This window comes from Rickettsia sp. (assembly GCF_965035265.1).
Window position 1 is genome coordinate 1 of sequence record NZ_CBCDJS010000024.1, and the last position, 14,499, is coordinate 14,499.

Genomic DNA, 14,499 nt, shown 5'->3' on the forward strand with positions numbered 1-14,499 from the left:
CTAAATAATCTAGGTCATCATATGAACGTTTAGCTTCCTTCAATGCTTCTTCTACCATCGGCATTAGATTTTCTGCTTGCATAGAAGGGCGTAATTCTTCTATATATGCAAGAATATTCTCATTTTCAGATATTGCTACCGATGCAGTATTATTGGCTGTGTCAAATGCTAGTATTTTCATTGTATACTCGATCAACTTGAAAAATTGGCTACGTCGTCTTAATAAGATCTGCGGTTCTCACGTATTAAGTATACGCTGCGATCCTCGACTTATAGACTCCTTGCTCTTTTTCAAGTTGATCTTCGTATACCGACTTTTCATTTCACAGGAGTATATAAGTTATAAATATATTCAACAAAAGCTTGGCGTGCTTCAACCTGTCTATTATTATGAAATAAATATCTATTAAAAAAATAGTTTGTTAGAGTTAAAGCTTGTCTTTTTTCTTCTAATGTAATCTCGCTATTATCTGATAGTAAAAATCTTGGTAAAATCAATAATTTATCTTTATAAGGTTTTCCTACTTCATATGATAATGCTCTAGCTGATTTAGGCGATACATAGGTTAAATCAGTTGTTGTATGGCTAACTGCACACTTGCTAAGGTCGAGTTTATAACCTGCTATATCAAGTAATGCTAGCTCAAAATTAATATAATCACGAAAACAAAAATTCTTTGATAAATTATCTAAATAGTTAATTAGAAATGAAAAAAAATTAGAATGCTCTTCTCTTTCATGAAATAACTCTTTAATTAAAGATATAACGGAATTAAAGGCATATAATTTAGCTTTATTTGTAATAAAATGACCGGTGTAAGATTTGATGAGTTCACATTTAGCCATGCCGATATGTTCATGTAATCTTGCCTGCCAAAGAAAATCTACAATATTCCCCTCTTGATATATAAATTTGCTTTTTTTAGAAGATTCTTTTGCAACTCCTGAATATAAACCATGATTTTTAGTAAAAACCGTAATAATAAAAATATTTTCTTTCAAAGGTTTTTTAGCAATTATTACTCCTATATCTTTGATATTCATGGTTTCTTTGTCATCCCGCGACTTGATCGCGGGATCCAGTCCTTTTTAATTTTTTTTTGGATACCGTGGTCAAGCCACGGTATGACATAGAGTGTTTTTCCACTCCGCACAACAATCCCCTAGCTTCCTCAGAATTACCTGTATATACTATATTCTTATACCCTAGCTTGATTGCAGTAAATAAAGCGGCGTGATCATCTCCTATATCTACAGTAAGATCTAAAACTTTCTCAGGAAATTCTTTACTTAACGTTTTAAACATATAATCAATTACTAGCATACCGTAATACTTCACACTAGAGGTATGATTTGTTAATATCAGCTTTTCTTCTACACTAGATAAAAAATCACGTGCTTCTTCTAAACTTACTACAGTATAAGTTTTCATTTAATTATCTCTTTTAAGTCCTTTAAATGTGAGACGGAAGATATAAAGTCATAAGTTAAATTTTCAAGTTTAGAGCAGATAATCTTATTAAATCCAAGTTTTACGGCTTCTTTTATTCTTGTTTCTGCTTTTGCAGTTTTTCTTATTTCACCCGATAAGCTTATTTCGCCGAAAAAGACGCTATGTTCAGGTACAGGCTTACCGGTTGCGGCAGATATTAAACTCGCTGCTACTGCAAGGTCCGAAGCAGGATCGGCAATTTTAAGCCCTCCCGCAATGCTTAAATATACTTCATAATTAGCAAGATTTAGACCTATCCTACTACTAAGCACGGCAAGTATCATTGATAGCCTGTTAGCATCCCAGCCCACCGCAGAGCGTCTAGGAGTTACCATATTTGAGGGGACTATGAGGGCTTGTACTTCCATAAGTAACGGTCTTGAACCTTCAATTCCTGCAAAAATAGACGTACCTATAACGTTTTGCTCTCGCTTCATTAAAAAGAGTTCTGACGGATTTGTTACCTCAATAAGCCCGCTACCGCTCATCTCAAATACTCCTATTTCGCCTACACCGCCAAAACGGTTTTTATATGAGCGTAAAATACGGAAGTGATTATTATGATCTCCCTCAAAATATAGCACAGTATCAACTAAATGCTCAAGTATCTTAGGACCTGCTAACTGCCCGTCTTTAGTTACGTGACAGCTAAGCAAAATAATTATATTATTTTGCTTAGCATAATTAACAAGCTCATTTGCACATGTACGAATTTGAGAAACAGTACCCGGAGGTGAGGATAATTCTTTTGTGGTAATTGTTTGAATAGAGTCAATCACCACTAAATCAATATTATTCTTATTAGCTTCTATACTTGCAATAATATCTTCTAAATTAGTAGCTGCTAAAATATTTGTATTGTTATTAGCAAGATTTAGCCTTATAGCTCGGAGTTTTATCTGATCAAGCGACTCCTCACCGGTTATATATAAGCAATTCATCTTTGATGCAAAGTTACTTGCTGCTAACTGTAGTAACAAAGTAGATTTGCCTATACCGGGATCACCGCCTATTAATATAGCAGAGCCAAGTACTAAACCGCCGCCAAGTACTCTATTTAATTCACCTATAGGGGTAGGGATGCGTAACTGCTCTATTACGTTATTAGAAAGCTTATCAAAATCTTGTTTACTACCGATTTTAACAATTGCTTTATTCGTGCTTACTATCTCTTCAACAATACTACCCCATACTCCGCAATCAAAGCATTGCCCCGACCATTTAGGACTAATATTTCCGCAATTAGAACATATATAATGCTTTTTGTCTTTGGTCATGTTTTATTTTCTAGTTATGATGAGTAATATGGCAGCGTCATTGCGAGCGACTAAAAGGAGCGTGGCAATCTCATAAAGTAGGATTCCTGAGATTGCTTTGTCGAAACTTACAGTTTTTCCTCGCAATGACGTTTCTTTAAAACCAACAACTTACTCTTACCATATAGTTTTTCACGTAATATTTCAATATTTTCATTTAAAACATAATCATCTAGTTTAGCCATCTCAATCACTATGATAGTACCGTCTTTAAGCCAATTATTGTTTATAAGTAACTTCATTACTTTAGGTACTATATCCTTATGATAAGGAGGGTCTATAAAGACAAGATCAAAAGCTTTATTAGACATTTTCCCAAACTTCGCTTCTAGAGGTAATTTAGACGTCGAGCCGGTACTCGCATCCTCACGTACTTCTATGTACGCTGCGGTGGCAAGCGCTTCCGTGTCTCCTTTAAATTCCTCTCTATAAGCTGGTTTAAAAAGATGTCTAGTAGCTTTCGGTAGATTTAAGGCATTAATATTAACGAAATTAACTTTATCACTGATATTTAGAGATTTAGCAAATTCTTCTGCTATTTTTAATGAGGATGTATCAATATCAATTAAGGTAGCAGAACCTGCTCCTCTTGACAGGCTCTCAAAAGCAAGGCTACCGCTACCGGCAAATAAATCAAGTATGTGCGTATTTTCATTAAATAATTTATTACCGGTAAACTCGCCGGAAGTTAATATACTAAATATTGCTTCTTTGAGCTTACCGGTAGAAGGGCGATATTTGATATTTTTAGCGGTAGGTATAATGTGGTTTCTATATTTACCGGATATTATTTTTAACACTTATTTAGTTCTAGTATTTGTTTGTTGTAGTGATTTTTTTCGCTCTTCTTTTATTTGAGCTGCAAATTTACCTGGTTTTATTTGTTGTTTCTCTACAGTTTTAGCTGTCTTTTCTTTTATTTCTACTTTTGGCGTTTCTTGGTTTAAATTATTTTGTGCTTGTTTTAAAATATCTTGTTCTTTAGCTTTATCAATATTATTATTTACATTATTTAAATTTTCTTCTCTTTCTTTAGATTTTTCTGTCTCAGCTTTTTGTCTTGCTTGTTGTTTTTCTGTTACTAATTCATCAATATTCTCAGGAGGCGGTGAGATATATTTATCTATACTACTAGTTAAGTTTTCAAATGATTTCTGAAGATTGCGTAAAGGTTTTTGAGTAAATTTATAAGTTCCGGTGGCTACTAGTCCTCCGGCTAAAATACCTGCTCCTAGAATAACGGCTTTAGTAGCTAGTGCCGTGCCGGTGACCAATAATACAGGCATCGCTACGAAAGGTGCAGCTGCTACTGCAAGCCCCGCTACTATGGCAAGTCCTACTAAAAATTTCTTACTTGCTAAAAAATTTGTTACGCTGCTAATTCCTGATGTAGTACTTTTAGCAATTTTTGTACAAAACTGTCCTGCTCCGGTTTTCAGAAACCAACCGCTTTTTTCTCTTGCATGAATTTTATCTTGTAATTTAGCATGTTCGTTAACATTGACAGATGTTTTTTTACCGTCTTTATCCTGATGATCTAAATTCCCTTTAGCTTCACCTTTAGTATCATGCATCTTTGTAGCATCGTCGATTTTTGCTTTATCAAAATCTGCTCCTTCTTTATTAATTCCAGCTAGATTTGCTGCTTTTAGATTCGCTTGTTTTAGATTTGCTTCTTTAAATATAGCATCAACTGCTTCCACCGCCCCCATATCAGCATTTTCAAGCACTGCTTTAGTAAAATCAGCTTTAGTAAGATCGGCACGCTGCATAATTGCGTTTTTAAAATTAGCTTCCTTAGCATTAATATTTTTAGCAATAGCATCTGAAATATTTAATCCTTCAGCCTCTGCTTTTTCTAAAGTAGCATTACTTAACTTAGCAAATTGTGCTGTTGCATTAGTAAGCGTAGCGTTTGTAAGGTCGGCATATTCAAGATTTGCTTTATCAAGCTTTGCTTTTGTTAAATCAGCATTCTTAAGTTTAACACGCTGCATTATAGTTTCTCTTAAGTCAGCTTCTTTTAAAGATAGTATATTTTCAAATTCAGCATCGCTAAAATAGGCGTTCCTTGCAGTTATGCCTTGCATGTTACATTGCTCTTTAAATTTTGCTTCTAAGGCATGTGTTTTATTCATAAAAGCATTTTCAAGATCAGTAGAAACGATATTTGCTTGATCTAGAAGTGCGTTATTTAAAACTACTCCCTGCATTTGAACCCTTTGCATATCTGCATAAGCAAGTGATATACCGGTAAGATTAGAATTTTTCCATTCTGAATCCTTAATACTTATCTTTTCAGCATCAGCATTAACCATCATAACCGCATTAAATTTGCTATTTGTTACCTCTGCTTCAGATAAATCTACTTTAGGCATGTAAGCTCTCGACATATCACTATTTTCAATTTTGCTGCCTTTAAGATCAGCAAAAAGAAATCCTGCGTTACGAGCGGTAACATTTTGAAAAACGGCGTTTTGTAAATTAGCTCCTTCAAAATTAGTAAAATCTAGGTTACAATTTGAGATTTTAATATTCTCTAAATTAGCTGAAGCAAATAATGTATTTCTTAAATCAAGATTAGTAAGAGACTTGCCTGATAAATCAATTTCTGAAAGATTAGGAACTATATGTAAATCTTTTGAAAGATTTTTTTGCTTTCTAACAAATTCGGTAAGAGATAATTTTGTATCAGATTGTTTTGCTGCTTCAGTTAAATATAGATCAAATTCAGCAGAAGTTAATTTTATATATTCTTTTGATATATCTCGTTCTTTAGTACTTGAACCTATAACATATGAAGGATCCAGCTGTACTTGTATTTTTTCGTCTTTTAGCTGCTCAAAAATACCATCTAAACCCTTACCACAGAACATTCTGAGGTTATCTAAAGAATGCACCTCAGTTTCTAATTTATTTACTTCATGCTGTAATAGGTTGATCTTTGCTAGTTCATTTTGTCGGTTTTGAGTGATGGTTTCTGTACTATTCCAAAAAGCATTTAAAAAATTGGTAGCAATCCCAGGATTATCTAGGTTTTGCTTTAAACCTTCTAACTCTTCTTGTTTAGTTTTTAGCTCTTTTGATTTGACTTCCCATAAAGTTTTTTCGTCTTCCCCGGCCAAAATATATTTCTTTTTGTTCGTAACTTCGTCTATAACTATTTCTTTAATGCGTTCTTTTTCTAAATCCTTATCTATATATTTATTTAATCTTTCAAGGTCAGAAAAAGATAGTTTTATATCTCGTATTTTATCTTTTAGATTAGGAATTTTATAGGTATCATAGTCATAATCTTTATAATTAAAATCTGTGTAATGAAGATTTGCTCCTCTAAAGTCAGTACCGATAAATTTACAATCATTAAATTCTACATTTGTTAAATCTGAATCACATAATATGGTATTTGTTAAGTCACAATTATTAAATACGGCATCTGTTAGTATTGTACCTTGGAAATTAGCATTTGCTAAATCTGCGTTAATTTCCATATTTTCTAAACTAGTAATGACAATTTTATCATTATCTTCAGCGAAATATTTATTTTTGATAAAATCATTTAGTGAGGTATTAGGGTTATCTTTTATATAACCAAGGTAATCGTTTAAGTCTTGTTCTTTACATTTATATATATTAAGATTTGCCATATGCTTTTTATATGATTAGTTAAAATGCGTTAATAATAGCACATTACTAATTATTTTTCCAGTATTTTATTACTTATTTCTTTATAAGCTCCAGGTTTTAGATTGCTTATTGTAAAACTACCATACTGAACCCTAATTAATTTGTTAACTTTTAGCCCAAAATACTCGAATATTCTTCTAATTTCGCGATTTTTTCCTTCAAATAGAACTACTTCAAACCAAGCATTAGTCTTATTTTGTTTAAGCAACTTTATTGACTCCGGATTATAAAATATACCGTCAATTTCTAAATTTTTATAATCGCTTTTTAGTAGAATATCAGGATTCCCATACGCCCTAACATGATATACTCGCTTTAACCTACTTGAAGGTAGCTCAAACTGTCTTGCTAAATCACCGCTATTAGTTAGTAATAACAAACCTTCACTATTTAAATCCAGCCTACCTATTGAAATAACACGAGGTAAACCGGTTAAATCCTCAAACACGGTTTTACGAGATAAAGGATCTTTATGAGTAGTAATTAAACCGACAGGCTTGTAATATATCCAAAGCCTTGGTTTTTGCGATTGATTGATTAATGTGCCTGATACTTCAATTTGATTACTAATCTCAACATTTATAGCCGGTGATAAAATTGTAATGCCGTCTACCTTCACTTGCCCTTCAATTATTAGCTTTTCGGCATCACGCCTAGAACAAACACCTGCATTACTAATTACTTTGGCTAATCTCTGCATTTTTAAATATAGTAAATTTCAATAGACATCTTTCCAAACCAGCTTATAGAGAGGAATTTAAAGGAGACACGGAAGCGCTTGCCACCGCAGCGTACATAGAAGTACGTGAGGATGCGAGTACCGGCTCGACGTCTAAATTACCTCTAGAAGCGAAGTTTGGGAAAATGTCTAATAAGAATATATAAAAATACTCTTAAAAAGCAATATTAATAATTTGACATTAATTATTAATATAATTATATTATGCTGTTACATACATTTTAATAAAAATATACAAATGTTAGTTTTACTTATCAAAACTTTTTATTCTTTAAAATTCTTATCTTCTTTTTTTAGCTGATTTTCTTTTTAGCGAAAATTAAATCTTTTTTCTTTAATCTAACTTTCATTAAATTATGCAAAAACTTATTGGTTCAATCCTGTTAATTTCAGGTACTTGTATAGGTAGCGGTATGATAGCACTGCCTATGGTATTAGCAAAATTAGGTCTAGTACCTAGTATAATATTGATGTTTATAATTTGGTTTATAATGTATTATACTTCTTTAATTAATCTAGAGCTTAACCTTCAAGCTGGTAAAGGCTTAACACTCGGAGCACTTGGAAAATATTTTTCGGGACGTACTGCTCAAATTATCGGTACGGTAAGCCTTAAGCTCCTTTCATATGCGTTACTTGCAGTATTTATATACGGCGGCTCTTCAATATTACAAAAGTTATTAACTTTAAATACAAATATAACTTATATAGGAGCATGGTATGTTATTATTAGCATTCTAATATTATTATTGCCTCTACAGTTAGTAGATTATATAAATCGGGTGCTATTTATCGGATTACTTATAATAATTGCAATTTTAGTTATTGGACTTGTTTCTATGATTCAGTGGGATGATTTACCGTTATTCTCACCAAATTATAAAGAAATATCTGTATGGGGTGTAGTAACTCCGATAGTCTTTACTTCATTTGGTTTTCAAGTAATCTTCCATACCTTAACTAATTATTGTAACAAAAATGCTAAAACTCTAAAGACGGCGTTTTTATTTGGAAGCTTAATTCCTGCAATAGTATATATAATTTGGACTTGTAGTATCCTTATTGTAGTACATCATAATAATCCAATATTTTATCAACAAATGATTACAAGTAATGTAGAAGTCGGAGATTTAATTAAGGAATTAAGTAATATAGCAAAATGGCAGTCCGTACAATTATTAGTTTGGATAATTTCAACTCTTGCTATCGCTACATCAATACTTGGAGTAGGGGTAGGGTTATGCGATTCTCTTAAAACTATGCTTATGAATGTGATCCCGAATGTGGTAATTCGTAACATAACTGCCGCTATTGTTACTATATTACCGGCTTATATTGTAGCAGTAGTAGTACCGAATGCTTTTATCACAATTTTAGGATTTGCTGGTATGATTCTTGTAATAATTGCAATTTTATTACCGGTTTATCTGTTATATAAAGCAAAGATAAGTAAATTTTATTATCCAGAATTACAGAAAAAATATTTGATTACTGCATGTGTAATTGTCGGAATACTTATAATGGGCTATGAACTTGTTAATATATTAGCTAAATAAACTATTAAATATTATGATAGTAGAAAAAAATAAAAGATAAATATCGTCATTGCGAGGAAAAACTATAAGTTTTGATGAAGCAATCCAGTTAAAAAATTCTGATTTACAGAATTTTTTTAATCTTTTTCTAGATTGCCACGTCGCTTCGCTCCTCGCAATGACGGAAAATCGGTCCACGCAGGCAATGCACGCTCGCAATGACGATTTGGTATCCATGCCAATAATAACGTTAAAGTAATTCTGGTTTAAACAGAGTTAAAAGTTCTTTTTTCCAAATTACCAAATTTAGAATATTGACTATCATAGTAAAGTGGAACATTTCCAACCGGTCCGTTACGATGTTTTGCAACAATTATATCGGCAATATTATATACTTTGTTGAGCTTATCCAACCATTCAGCATGTTTAACGTCGCCTGCTGCTGGTTCTTTTCTAGTTAGATAATATTCTTCACGGTAAATGAACATTACTATATCCGCATCCTGTTCTATAGTTCCTGATTCTCTAAGGTCGGATAGCATAGGTTTTTTGTCCTCACGTAGTTCTACTGCTCTTGAAAGCTGAGATAACGCAATAACCGGAATATTTAACTCTTTTGCGATCGCTTTTAAACCTTGAGTAATTTCTGAAATTTCGCTAACTCTATTTTCGGATTTACTCGCTCCTCTAATTAACTGCAAATAATCGATAAATAATATACCGAGATTATGCTTGCGTTTCATTCTTCTAGCTCTTGTTCTTATAGCGGAAATAGATAGAGCAGGGGTATCATCAATAAAAAATTGTAATTCCGATAAAGTATTTGCTTCCTTGCGAAGACGGTTATATTTTTCTTCACCTAGAATCCCCGTACGAAGAGAAGTAGAATCAATTTCTGCACACATTGAAAGTAGACGCGTGGTTAGTTGTTCTGAGGACATTTCTAAAGAGAAAAAACCTACCGACTGAATTTCTTGATTATCGCGAATATTTTTAAGACGCATATTATTACAGGCGTTAAGTGCAAGATTTATAGCAAATGCCGTTTTCCCCATCGATGGACGTCCTGCAAGGATTACAAGATCAGAATTATGAAAACCAAATAATTTATTGTCTAAATCAAGCAGACCGGTAGATATACCGATTACATGATCGTTATTTTTCATAGCTCTATTAATGCTAGCTAGTGACTCTGAAATAGATATACCGATTCTAGTAAAGCTCTTTTCGTTTAAGCCTTCACTAGCTAAATCGTAAAGTTTAGCTTCGGCATGTTCGATCTGTTCTCTTGCTTCAAATTCTAATGAGGAGTTATAAGCGTCATTTACTACTTCTTCACCGATATTTATTAAATTACGCTTTATTGCTAAATCATATATTATTTTACCGTAGTCCACCGGATTTATTACCATCATTGACATAGTTATCAATTTTGCTAAATATTCCATCTCTTCCATTTCCTTAAATAACTCATCTTGAGTTAGCATACTACGCAACGTTACAGGAGTAGCTATCAGACCTTTTTCGGTAATTTTTTCAATTGCATTATAGATTTTTTGATGAATAGGCTCAAAGAAATGCTCTAAACGCAAAAATTCTGATACGTAACTAAGTAATTCATTGTTAGTTAGAATTGCTCCAAGTAGCATTTGCTCTGCCTGAACATTAGAAGGTAAGACCCTTGGTATGGGTAAATTATCTTCGTTATCAGTTAGTGTATTTGTTTCCTTATTTATTTTATTACGCGCCATTTTGTTTGTTAAAGTTTATTGTTATTGGAGCGTCATTACGAGCGGTCGAAGACCTTGTTGCATGGCTCAAAAAATCTGCTCGATGTCATTCCCGCGAAAGCGGGAATCCAGGGTAAAGCGAGATAAATCGAGCTTTTAGTTTCAAAAATTCGCTATATTTACACTTTTTTCTGGATTCCCGCTTTCGCGGGAATGACACCGAGTGCTTTTTTCGATCAACGCAACAATGCCTCGCGGGAATGACATCGGAGTCGAGCGACAAAACACAGAACATTTTACATTATTCATTTTTTGCTTCATTTCTACGTTCAGCAATTAATTTATCTACTAAACTCTCTTCAGGCGGAAAATATTTATTAATCATATTACGAGCTTTTTCTAATGCAAGTTTTAATAGTACAGTTGAGACTTTATTACTCATAACTACCCCCAGCGTTTAATTAAATTAGTTTCAATATCGAAAAAATCTAAAACTCTAGTAATAGAATGATTCACTATATCATCTATTGCTTTAGGGTTATTATAAAAAGCCGGTACGGGCGGTGCTATGATGCCACCGTAACTCGCTACTTTTAACATATTTTCCAAGTGTCCGATATGTAGTGGAGTCTCTCGTGTCATTAAAATAAGTTTTCTTCTGTCTTTAAGTACAACACCTGCCGCTCTACTAATTAAACTATCTTCCATTGAGTGAGCAATACTTGCTAGGGTCTTCATGCTACAAGGGGCTATTATCATCCCTAAAGTTTTAAAAGAACCGCTTGAAATAGTAGCCCCTAAATCTTTATCATCATAACAATAATTTGCGAGTAACTTAACTTCATCTATAGAATATTTAGTTTCGAGCTTTATAGTAAGAGCCGCTCCTTCCGAAATAACTAAATGAGTCTCGATATTTTGCTCTTTTAATACTTCAAGCAAACGAATACCGTATATAGCACCTGAAGCTCCGGAAATTGCTATAATAATTTTTTTCATCTAGGTTTCTATAATTTATCAGTTTAGTATATAATAAAAAAAATTATATAAAACATATAATATGCGAATAGCAAAAATATTATTACCGGCGGCAAAATTATTCCCTTTAGATTACCTAGTACCGGAAGATTTAGAGCTAAATATCGGTGATCTTGTCGTAGTGCCGTTTAGAAATAAGGAATTAACCGGTATAATATGGGAGTTCACCACTGTTCCTAAAGCGAAAAAGCTAAAAACCGTAAAAGAAAAAGTACCACTAAATTTAAGTCTTACTTCAGAAGTTTTAGAATTAATTAAATGGATGAGTGGTTACTATATGTCAGAACTTGGAAGTATAGCCAAGTTAGTATTGCCTATAGATATTGCAGAGAAGCCGATCAAAGTTAAAGAGCAGAAAATAAATAATAACTTTGTGCTACCTGATTTGTCAGAAGAGCAGAAACAAGCAGTAATAGTCTTAAATGAAAGCAATAAGCCTGTGATTATTAAAGGTGTTACGGGGTCAGGTAAAACGGAAATATATTTTCATCTAATAGCAGATTACTTAGCAAAAGGTAAACAAGTGCTTGTGATGCTGCCTGAAATTGCTTTAAGTACACAAATTATTAATCGCTTTATAGAGCGATTCGGTTTTGAACCTATCGTATGGAACTCCAGCGTTACTAAAGCTCAAAAGAAAATGATTTTAAGAGGCATATTAAGCGATAAAGTTAAGGTGGTAATCGGGGCTAGAAGTAGTTTATTTTTGCCTTTTAAAAATCTCGGTTTAGTGCTTATAGATGAAGAACATGACGATTCCTATAAACAAGATGACGGTATATTATATAATGCAAGAGATACGGCTATCGTAAGAAGCAAATTCGATAAAGCACAAATTGTTTTGTGTTCGGCAACGCCGTCTATTGAAACGATGTATAATGTGGAAATAGGTAAATATCAATTAATTACGCTAGTTAATAGATACAAAAATGTCGACTTACCGAATATAGAAATGATCGACATGACTAAAGAAAAGCTATCTAAGAATTCCTATTTATCTAAGATTCTTATAGAAGCTATCAAAGGTAATTTAGATAATAAAAAGCAAACATTATTATTTCTTAATAGGCGTGGTTATGCTCCGCTAATGCTATGCAAAGCTTGTGGTCACAGATTTACCTGTAAATTTTGCTCTTCTTGGATGGTAGTACATAAAGCGACTAAAAAACTTGAATGTCATCATTGCGGTTATCAAAGTAAAATTTTTAATTCTTGCCCTGAATGTCTAGAAGATGAAGCATTAACTATTTGCGGTCCAGGAATAGAAAGAATAGAGGAGGAAGTAAAGGCCCTCTTTCCTGAGAGTAAAATTGCGGTGATAAGTAAAGATCATGCTAAAAATCCTGAAAAAATAGCACAGCTTCTACATCAAATGGAAAATCTAGAAATTGATATTTTAATAGGTACACAAATAATAACAAAAGGTTATCACTTTCCGAATCTTACCCTAGTCGGTGTAATAGATGCCGACCTTGGGAGTAACAATGCTGATCTTAGGGCCTCTGAACGAACTTTCCAGTTACTACATCAAGTAGGAGGTAGAGCAGGGAGGGGAGATAGTAAAGGGGTGGTATATTTGCAGAGCTATTATCCTGATAATATTATTTTTAGCTATGTTAAAACCGGTGACGAAGAGAATTTTTTTGCAAATGAACTCGAAATAAGAAAATCCGCTGATATGCCGCCGTTTTCTAAAATGGCATCGGTAATTTTATCAGGTTCCAGTGAGTCTAAAATTTTAGAAATAGCTAGGGATATGGTCCGAATTGCACCAAAAGCAAACGTGAAAATTTTAGGACCGGCAAGCTCATTAATGTCAAAGCTTGCTGGTAAATATCGTTACCGAATACTTATTATAGCCGATAAGAAATTTAATTTGCAGAAATATTTAAAATTTTGGCTAAGCCTTATAAAAATTCCCTCTTTTTGCCAAATAAAAATAGATATCGATCCTAAGAGTTTTTATTAGCTTATATATCTTTCTCCTTTATTCTTCAGTGGAACATTAGATGAATGAGAAGAAGGATTAGTAAGAGATTTTTGTATTTCTGCTATAGCTTTTTTAGTATTTTGAGTAGAATTTTTTATAGCATCTTTGTAAAAAGCAGCTTTAGTTTTATCTCCGGTAAAAGAATATTTTATAAAATTACCAATATTTTTCCAAATAGGAGTACTATCCATTTTTGTAGTTTCTTCACACCATTTACCTACCTCTTTCAGTTTTGCTTCAACTTTAGCTATAGCAGATGGATTATGTTTATTATCATCATAAATTTGAATAATATTATTTACTTTTTCTTTAAATTCAATGTGTTTTCTACTTTGTTTTAAATTAGCTATTATATCATCACTGTTTACTAATTCTCTAAGATTATCAATTATATCAGATAATTTAGGTGGTTCAGGTAGTTTATAATGTTGATTGATTTTCTCAAATTTATCTTTATGTGGGTGATTCTTTATTAGATCGTCTTCTATAAAAGAAATAAACTCTTTTTGAGGTACTCCTACTTGTTTTATTAGCCGCCCTAATGATTGTTCATAAGCTTTAACAGTAACATCAAGACGCTTCCCTGCCATAGAACCGCTTAATTCTATATAGCGGCTAAATTCCGGAATCAAAGCATCTTTGGTATCAATATTATGATCTTTAAAAAATTTCTCTATTTTCTCTTTTACGGTTAAATTAGATTGTGGTTTATGCGTTTCTTCTGGTGCTTTTATTTGTTCTGGAGCTGGTTTTGAAAGAATGATAGGCTTTTTGGTTTCAACTTGCGGAGATGTGGTATCGACAAATATATCAAGTGCCTGGGGATGTGTAGTTAAATCAGTCTGTTTTTTATGTTCCTCGTCCCATGCCTTTATTTTCTCAGAAGTAGGCTTTGGAGGAACAGCCGGTTTTGTATTTTTTGGTGGGTTATTTGACATATTTGTTTTGTTTTCCCACTCTTTTACTCTATCT

At 32.9% G+C, this 14,499-nt stretch carries 12 protein-coding genes and 1 pseudogene; 2 read left to right on the plus strand and 11 right to left on the minus strand.

From position 1 onward, the window contains the following. The 7 genes from AC1Z7D_RS02635 to AC1Z7D_RS02665 all read right to left on the minus strand — a co-directional run. On the minus strand, positions 1 to 181 hold a 181-nt coding region (locus AC1Z7D_RS02635; RefSeq protein ID WP_482601697.1), incomplete at its 3' end, for a tRNA threonylcarbamoyladenosine biosynthesis protein TsaB. 137 nt (positions 182 to 318) lie between these two features. After that, on the minus strand, positions 319 to 1,044 hold the full coding sequence (recO, locus tag AC1Z7D_RS02640; RefSeq protein ID WP_482601699.1) for a DNA repair protein RecO: 726 nt from the start codon (positions 1,042 to 1,044) through the stop codon (positions 319 to 321). Between the two features lie 10 nt (positions 1,045 to 1,054). After that, complete coding sequence (locus tag AC1Z7D_RS02645) at positions 1,055 to 1,432, minus strand: hypothetical protein (RefSeq protein ID WP_482601701.1); 378 nt, start codon at positions 1,430 to 1,432, stop codon at positions 1,055 to 1,057. Continuing rightward, entirely contained in the window at positions 1,429 to 2,769 is a 1,341-nt protein-coding gene (radA, locus tag AC1Z7D_RS02650) for a DNA repair protein RadA (protein ID WP_482601703.1), read from the minus strand. Before radA ends, AC1Z7D_RS02645 begins: the two co-directional genes overlap by 4 nt. 107 nt (positions 2,770 to 2,876) lie before the next feature. Next, the gene (locus tag AC1Z7D_RS02655) at positions 2,877 to 3,608 is read right to left on the minus strand and encodes an RsmD family RNA methyltransferase (RefSeq protein WP_482601705.1); all 732 of its coding nucleotides are present in this window, start codon (positions 3,606 to 3,608) and stop codon (positions 2,877 to 2,879) included. After that, on the minus strand, positions 3,609 to 6,455 hold the full coding sequence (locus AC1Z7D_RS02660; RefSeq protein ID WP_482601707.1) for a pentapeptide repeat-containing protein: 2,847 nt from the start codon (positions 6,453 to 6,455) through the stop codon (positions 3,609 to 3,611). 50 nt (positions 6,456 to 6,505) lie between these two features. Then, the gene (locus AC1Z7D_RS02665; protein WP_482601709.1) at positions 6,506 to 7,195 is read right to left on the minus strand and encodes a pseudouridine synthase; all 690 of its coding nucleotides are present in this window, start codon (positions 7,193 to 7,195) and stop codon (positions 6,506 to 6,508) included. Between the two features lie 452 nt (positions 7,196 to 7,647). On the opposite strand from AC1Z7D_RS02665, the pseudogene AC1Z7D_RS02670 reads away from it, so the two are divergent. After that, positions 7,648 to 8,685: pseudogene (locus tag AC1Z7D_RS02670) on the plus strand (aromatic amino acid transport family protein); the annotation flags it as partial. 350 nt (positions 8,686 to 9,035) lie between these two features. Here AC1Z7D_RS02670 and AC1Z7D_RS02675 read toward each other — a convergent pair. From AC1Z7D_RS02675 to AC1Z7D_RS02685, 3 genes are all read right to left on the minus strand, one after another. Then, a complete protein-coding gene (locus tag AC1Z7D_RS02675; protein WP_482601711.1) occupies positions 9,036 to 10,520 on the minus strand; it encodes a replicative DNA helicase in 1,485 nt (494 codons plus the stop codon). 280 nt (positions 10,521 to 10,800) lie between these two features. Beyond that, on the minus strand, positions 10,801 to 10,941 hold the full coding sequence (locus AC1Z7D_RS02680; protein WP_482601713.1) for a hypothetical protein: 141 nt from the start codon (positions 10,939 to 10,941) through the stop codon (positions 10,801 to 10,803). A 2-nt stretch (positions 10,942 to 10,943) separates the two neighbouring features. Further along, complete coding sequence (locus tag AC1Z7D_RS02685) at positions 10,944 to 11,498, minus strand: UbiX family flavin prenyltransferase (RefSeq protein WP_482601715.1); 555 nt, start codon at positions 11,496 to 11,498, stop codon at positions 10,944 to 10,946. Between the two features lie 61 nt (positions 11,499 to 11,559). On the opposite strand from AC1Z7D_RS02685, the gene AC1Z7D_RS02690 reads away from it, so the two are divergent. Then, on the plus strand, positions 11,560 to 13,506 hold the full coding sequence (locus AC1Z7D_RS02690) for a primosomal protein N' (RefSeq protein ID WP_482601717.1): 1,947 nt from the start codon (positions 11,560 to 11,562) through the stop codon (positions 13,504 to 13,506). Here AC1Z7D_RS02690 and AC1Z7D_RS02695 read toward each other — a convergent pair. Next, positions 13,503 to 14,499: hypothetical protein (locus AC1Z7D_RS02695; RefSeq protein ID WP_482601719.1), on the minus strand; the 997-nt coding region annotated here is incomplete at its 5' end. The two genes, AC1Z7D_RS02690 and AC1Z7D_RS02695, sit on opposite strands and share 4 nt — an antisense overlap.